The sequence below is a fragment of the Cupriavidus sp. GW821-FHT07C08 genome (assembly GCF_059419025.1).
This window is the reverse complement of the sequence record NZ_JBWKQZ010000065.1, coordinates 1-5,644: the sequence shown is the minus strand read 5'-3', so window position 1 is coordinate 5,644 and position 5,644 is coordinate 1. Positions and strand designations below refer to the sequence as shown.

The window sequence follows — 5,644 nt, the reverse complement described above, 5'->3', positions numbered from 1 at the left end:
TGCGTGGTCAGGTACGCAGTGCTGTACGCGCCCAGCCCCACGAACGCGGCCTGCCCGAACGAGGTCATGCCACCCACCCCAGTCAGCAGCACCAGCCCGATCGCGACGATGCTGTACAGGCCGATGTAATTGCCCAGCGTGATCCAGAACTCCGGCGTCGGCAGCGCCGGCAGCAACACCAGCACCACAATGAAAGCCAGCACCAGGACCCGGTTGCGGTTCAGCCGCGCACGGCTGCCTGCCTCGGCACTGGTCACCGCCGCCTGCTTGTCGGTCAGCATGGTCATGGCTTATTCCTCCTCCTCGACATGCTTGCTCGTCAGCGAGCGCCACAGCAGCACCGGAATGATCAGTGTGAAGACGATGACCTCCTTGAACGCGCTGGCCCAGAAGGACGAATAGGATTCGAGCAGCCCCACCAGCAGCGCACCCAGCGCCGCCACGGGGTAGCTCACCAGCCCGCCGACGATGGCGCCGACAAAGCCCTTCAAGCCCACCAGGAAGCCCGACTCGTAGTACACGGTGGTCAGCGGTGCGATCAGGATGCCGCACAGCGCACCCATCGCCGCGGCCAGCGTGAACGACAGGCGCCCCGCCTGCGTGGTGCCGATGCCGACCAGGCGCGCGCCCAGCCGGTTCACCGCGGTCGCGCGCAGCGCCTTGCCCTGCAGCGTGCGCTCGAAATAGAAGTACAGCGCGCCGATCAGCAGCGCCGACACGCCCACGATCCACAGGCTCTGGCCCGAGATGCTGAGCGCCCCCACGTCGAAGCGCGCATCCGAGAACGCATTGGTGCGCGAGCCCTCCGCGCCGAACATCACCAGGCCCAGCCCCACCAGCGCAAAGTGCACGCCGACCGAGACGATCAGCAGCACCAGCGTGCTGGCTTCGGCCAGCGGCTGGTAGGCGAGCCGGTACAGCATCGGCCCCAGCGGGATGATGATCAGCAGCGTCAGCGCGATCTGCGCCAGCATCGGCAGCGGCTGCGCGCCGTACTGCTGCGCCAGCCAGTGCACCGCGAGCGGGAACACCAGGTACTTGCCGGCCAGCACCGCCAGCCGCTGGCCCAACGTTCGGCGCAACTCAGCGCTGCGCAGCACCGTGACGGTTTCATAGACGAAGGTCAGCGCCCCCATCGACAGCAGCAGCCAGCTCGTCTGCGGCGCGTGCCCGGCCTGCATCGCCGCCAGCGTCAGCGCACCGTAGGCAACAAACTCCCCTTGCGGGATGAAGATGACCCGGGTCACCGAGAACACCAGCACCAGGGCCAGTGCCAGCAGCGCGTAGATCGCGCCCGAGGTGATGCCGTCCTGGGCCAGGATGGCGGCGATTGATAGGTCCATTGTCTCCCCGTCTCTTGGAAATACCTGCCTGCATCATAGGGGGGGCCGACAGGGTGCTGTGTGCTTCGGGATTTACGCAATAGTAAACGGATTGCCTAATGTGGAAATACAGGCAAGCCCTAAGGAGAGGTAGGTATGGGGGCGTGGGCGTTTAGCATTGTTGCTATGCGGTTGCTTGTCGCTCTTGGCAGGCGTGGCGCTCCGCGCAAGCGCCCAATGACCGTCAGCGCATTTTGGGCCTGCGCAGCAGCCGTAGGCGTCCTCGCGATGCCGTTTGCAGCAGGCGGCCTACGCCCTGCATGGGGATCGTTCAATAGTGGGTTAACGCAGGCACTGCCCCACACTCACATGGCGTAGCAGGGTCGAACGGGCACCCAAGCCCAAATGGCAAGCACCACCGAGCGAACTACCAACGCCGTGGAATTGATTGCCAGCCGCATAGGCGACGCGTTTTTTGGTTACTTTTTGTCGCTCGGACAAAAAGTGACTCGCCGGCTACGCCGGCGAAACAGCCACGCTCACCAAGGACAACGAGCAACCGCATGGCGAAAAGCCAATAAGCGACGCCCCCCACCCTCACTTGGCCAGCAACTTCCACTTCCCATCAACAATCTGCACCATCACCCGCGCCCGCTGATCAAAGCCCAGATGGTCGGTAGTACTCATGTTCATAATCCCATGCGAAACCGGCAGATTCTTGGTCTGCTCCATCGCATCGCGCAGCGCCTTGCGGAATTCCTTGGTGCCCGGCTGGCCCTTCTTCAACGCCTCAGGGATGGCGTGCTGCAGGATCAACCCCGCATCCCAGGCATGACCGCCAAAGGTCGAGACCTGGCCTCCGAAGGCCTTCTCGTAAGCAGTCTTGTAGGACATGGCCGGCTTCTTCACCAGGTTGCTGTCGGGCAATTGCTCAGCCACCAGCAGCGGTCCGGCCGGCAGGAAGGTGCCTTCGCAATCCTTGCCGCACACACGCAGGAAGTCAGCATTGGCCACGCCATGGGTCTGGTAGATCTTGCCCTTGTAGCCACGCTCCTTGAGCGTCTTGGCCGGCAGCGCCGCTGGCGTACCCGAGCCTGCGATCAGCACGGCGTCGGCGTTGGCGCTCATCATCTTCAGCACCTGGCCGGTGACCGAGGTATCGGTACGGGCAAAGCGCTCGTTGGCGACCACCTTGATCTTGCGCAGCTCCGCCACCTTGGCAAATTCCTGCGCCCAGCTGTCGCCATAGGCGTCCGCGAATCCGATGAAGGCCACCGTCTTCACGTTGTTGTTGGTCATGTGCTCGGCAATGGCAGTCGCCATGTGCGAGTCATTCTGCGGCGTCTTGAAGACCCAGGCGCGCTTGGCGTCCATCGGCTCGATGATACGGGCCGAGGCGGCCATGGTGATCATCGGCGTCTCGTTCTCGGCCACCACGTCCACCATCGCCAGCGAGTTCGGCGTCACGGTGGAACCCACCACCACGTCGACCTTGTCTTCGCTGATCAGCTTGCGGGTGTTCTTGACCGCGGTGGTGGTGTCGGAGGCATCGTCCAGCACGATGTACTCGATCTTCTTGCCCGCGATTTCCTTGGGCATCAGCGTGAAGGTGTTCTTCTCCGGAATACCCAGCGATGCCGCCGGACCCGTGGCCGACACCGTCACCCCGACCTTGACCTGTGCCTGGGCTGCACCGGCAACCAGGCTCGCCGCAGCGATTGCCAGCAGGCTGGCGCGCTTGAAATCCATCTTGTCTCCTTCGGTTCCTGAAACGGAAAGGCATCCGTCCGGCGTCCACCGGCGGATGCCCTGGTCCACTGAACTGGATGAATCGCACCCGAGGGGCTGCGCAGCAAGGTCGTAGGCTAGGCGCAAAGCGCAGCAATAGCACGGCTATTGCGAGCATTTGCAACGACGCATACGGCCTTGAGGCGCAGCCCAGCGGGTGCGCATTCCATCCGGTTCAGTGGGCCTTGATCGACCCCTCGGGTCTGACGCAGGCACATCGCCGGCACCTGCGCTACAGCCAGGAACGACGCGAGGCCGCTCCCCAATTTCCCCGTCCGCACCACTCCCCCGGATAGGCGCGCTCCGGCTATTCACCGACCGCTCGGTCGGGAATGCGGATCGAGTCTAGCACAGCGACCTGATGCGAAAAGGGAGGATTAACCCGCATCGCGCGCGCCGCCTGCCGTCAGCGCAGGAACGCGTCCCAGGCGGTCTTCAGGATCAGCGCGCTCACCACCACGATAAACACCTTGCGCACGAAGGCGCTGCCGTGGCGCAGGGCCAGCTTGCTGCCCACCTGGCTGCCGGCGATGTTGGCCACTGCCATCACCAGGCCCAGTTGCCACCAGATATGGCCCTTGCTGGCCAGCAACAGCAATGCCGCCAGGTTGGTGGCAAGGTTGACCACCTTGGTCGAGGCCGCCGCGTGCAGGAAGTCATAGCCGAACACCCGCACGAACGCGATCATCAGGAAGCTGCCGGTACCCGGGCCGAACACGCCGTCATAGAAGCCGATGGCGGCACCGGCCAGCAGCGCCGCGACGCGCTCGCGCGACCCCGACAGCGTCGGCGCGTGTTCCGTACCCAGGTCCTTCTTGGCCACGGTGTAGACCAGCAACACCACCAGCACGAACGGCAGCGCCTTGCGCAGCGGCTCGGCCGGGATCTTGGTCAGCGCCCAGGCACCGGCCATCGAGAAGATAAGGGCCGCCACCACCGCGGGCGCGGTCGCGCCCCAGTAGATGCGCACGCTGCGGCCGTAGCGCAGCGCCGCGTTGGCGGTGCCCGCGATCGAGCCCATCTTGTTGGTGCCCAACAGCGTGGCCGGCGCGATATTGGGATAGGCCGAGAACATTGCCGGGATCTGTACCAGGCCGCCGCCGCCGGCGACCGCGTCGATCAGGCCGGCGAGAAAGGCGGCAACCGCCAGGAATGCGAATTCCGTCATTGCAGGAAGCAGGGAAGCGAAAAGGGAAAGATCGGAGGAGATCGGTGCGGACTGACCGGCGCGCTGCAGGGCGGCGGCGGTTCAGCCCAGCACCTTGGCCGCCGGCACCAGGCTGCGGTGCCACATGCCGTTGCCATGCGGGCTGAAGCCCGGCGGCGCGCCGCCTAGCCCTGCCACCAGCCCCGGCGCCAGCAGCGCATGGCGGATTCCGTGCGCGCGGCCCCAGTCGGCCAGCGTGGCGCAGCAGGCCTCAAGGCAGGCACGGCGGGTCCCGCTGTCCAGCCCGGGCCGTACCCACCATTCGATGCCGCAGGCGGCCAGGCCGGCAAGCTCCAGGCTCGGGAGCAGCGCCACCGGCAGGCACGCCAGCAGATCGTGCGGAGCCTGCGCGTCGTCCACCAGCAGGCAGATGCCGCGACCGGACTGGGCCAGCAGGACGTCCAGCATCAGCCGGCGCGCGCGGGCGGCGGGCACCGGCAGTGGCTGCACCGTATCCAGCCAGGCCTCCAGCATGGCTGCGTCGGCACCCAGCCCGAGGCGTACCAGGCCCTGCGGCACGGGTGCGTCAGGACGATCCGGAACGGCTGGGGAGTCGAGGGAATCAGGGGCGGCAGGCATGGCGGGCAATGAGAGCGCCCGCATTGTCGCATGTGGAGGATAGCCAGGTGACGCCGATGCGGCCTGGATGCCCCATGATGGGGCGAAAGCGCCACAGGAGGGGTTGGAAGCCCAAATGAAAAAAGCGTTGCCGAGGATCACCCGGCAACGCCCTTTATTTATAACGCTGCTACCCGACACCGGGTGCGCGCCTGTCGTCTCCTCGCTTCCGCCTCCATTTAACCTGCGAAAACCGTATATGGAATGTAACGAAGCGGTGCATCAAGGACAAGCTAGAAAAAACCCTAGCCCCAGAATCGGGCATGTCGACCCGCGGTCACTCCTGCGTTTATTCCCGCTTGCCCGAGTGGCCCCCGAAGCGCGCCAGCAGCTCACCCATGATGCCACGGCGGAAAGTCAGCACGCAGATCACGAAGATCACGCCGGTCACCATTGTCACCGACTCGCCCAGCGTGCCGAACCAGGGGATGCCGGTGACCGACGCCAGGAAGTTGCCGATGTCGCCCAGCTTGTTCTCGAGCGCAACCACCACGAAGGCACCGACAATCGGGCCCGACAATGTGCCCAGGCCGCCGACCAGCGTCATCAGGATGACCGAGCCCGACATCGACCAGTGCACGTCGGTCAGCGTCTCGAAGCCCAGCACCAGCGCCTTGATCGAGCCGGCCAGCCCCGACAGCGCCGCCGACAGCACGAAGGCGGTCAGCTTGAAGCGGTCGACGTCATAGCCCAGCGAGATCGCGCGCGG

5 protein-coding genes and 1 pseudogene are annotated in these 5,644 nt (G+C 65.4%); all 6 read right to left on the bottom strand.

All coding sequences use genetic code 11. From position 1 onward, the window contains the following. A pseudogene (locus tag AC07UK_RS38615) lies at positions 1–287 on the bottom strand (metal-dependent hydrolase); the annotation flags it as partial. A 3-nt stretch (positions 288–290) separates the two neighbouring features. Continuing rightward, a complete protein-coding gene (locus AC07UK_RS38610; RefSeq protein WP_494688332.1) occupies positions 291–1,343 on the bottom strand; it encodes a branched-chain amino acid ABC transporter permease in 1,053 nt (350 codons plus the stop codon). Between the two features lie 576 nt (positions 1,344–1,919). Further along, positions 1,920–3,071, bottom strand: coding sequence for an ABC transporter substrate-binding protein (locus AC07UK_RS38605; RefSeq protein WP_436222955.1), 1,152 nt, complete (start codon positions 3,069–3,071; stop codon positions 1,920–1,922). Between the two features lie 445 nt (positions 3,072–3,516). Further along, a complete protein-coding gene (locus AC07UK_RS38600; RefSeq protein WP_114135830.1) occupies positions 3,517–4,278 on the bottom strand; it encodes a sulfite exporter TauE/SafE family protein in 762 nt (253 codons plus the stop codon). An 81-nt stretch (positions 4,279–4,359) separates the two neighbouring features. Then, positions 4,360–4,896 carry a hypothetical protein gene (locus tag AC07UK_RS38595; protein ID WP_494688331.1) on the bottom strand — a complete coding sequence of 179 codons (537 nt, stop codon included), beginning with the start codon at positions 4,894–4,896 and terminating at the stop codon, positions 4,360–4,362. 328 nt (positions 4,897–5,224) lie between these two features. Further along, positions 5,225–5,644: branched-chain amino acid ABC transporter permease (locus tag AC07UK_RS38590; protein ID WP_494688330.1), on the bottom strand; the 420-nt coding region annotated here is incomplete at its 5' end.

Bases quoted from the DNA above. Each gene is read 5' to 3' on its own strand.
- AC07UK_RS38610 (WP_494688332.1), bottom strand. From the start codon at position 1,343: ATGGACCTATCAATCGCCGCCATCCTGGCCCAGGACGGCATCACCTCG.
- AC07UK_RS38605 (WP_436222955.1), bottom strand. From the start codon at position 3,071: ATGGATTTCAAGCGCGCCAGCCTGCTGGCAATCGCTGCGGCGAGCCTG.
- AC07UK_RS38600 (WP_114135830.1), bottom strand. From the start codon at position 4,278: ATGACGGAATTCGCATTCCTGGCGGTTGCCGCCTTTCTCGCCGGCCTG.
- AC07UK_RS38595 (WP_494688331.1), bottom strand. From the start codon at position 4,896: ATGCCTGCCGCCCCTGATTCCCTCGACTCCCCAGCCGTTCCGGATCGT.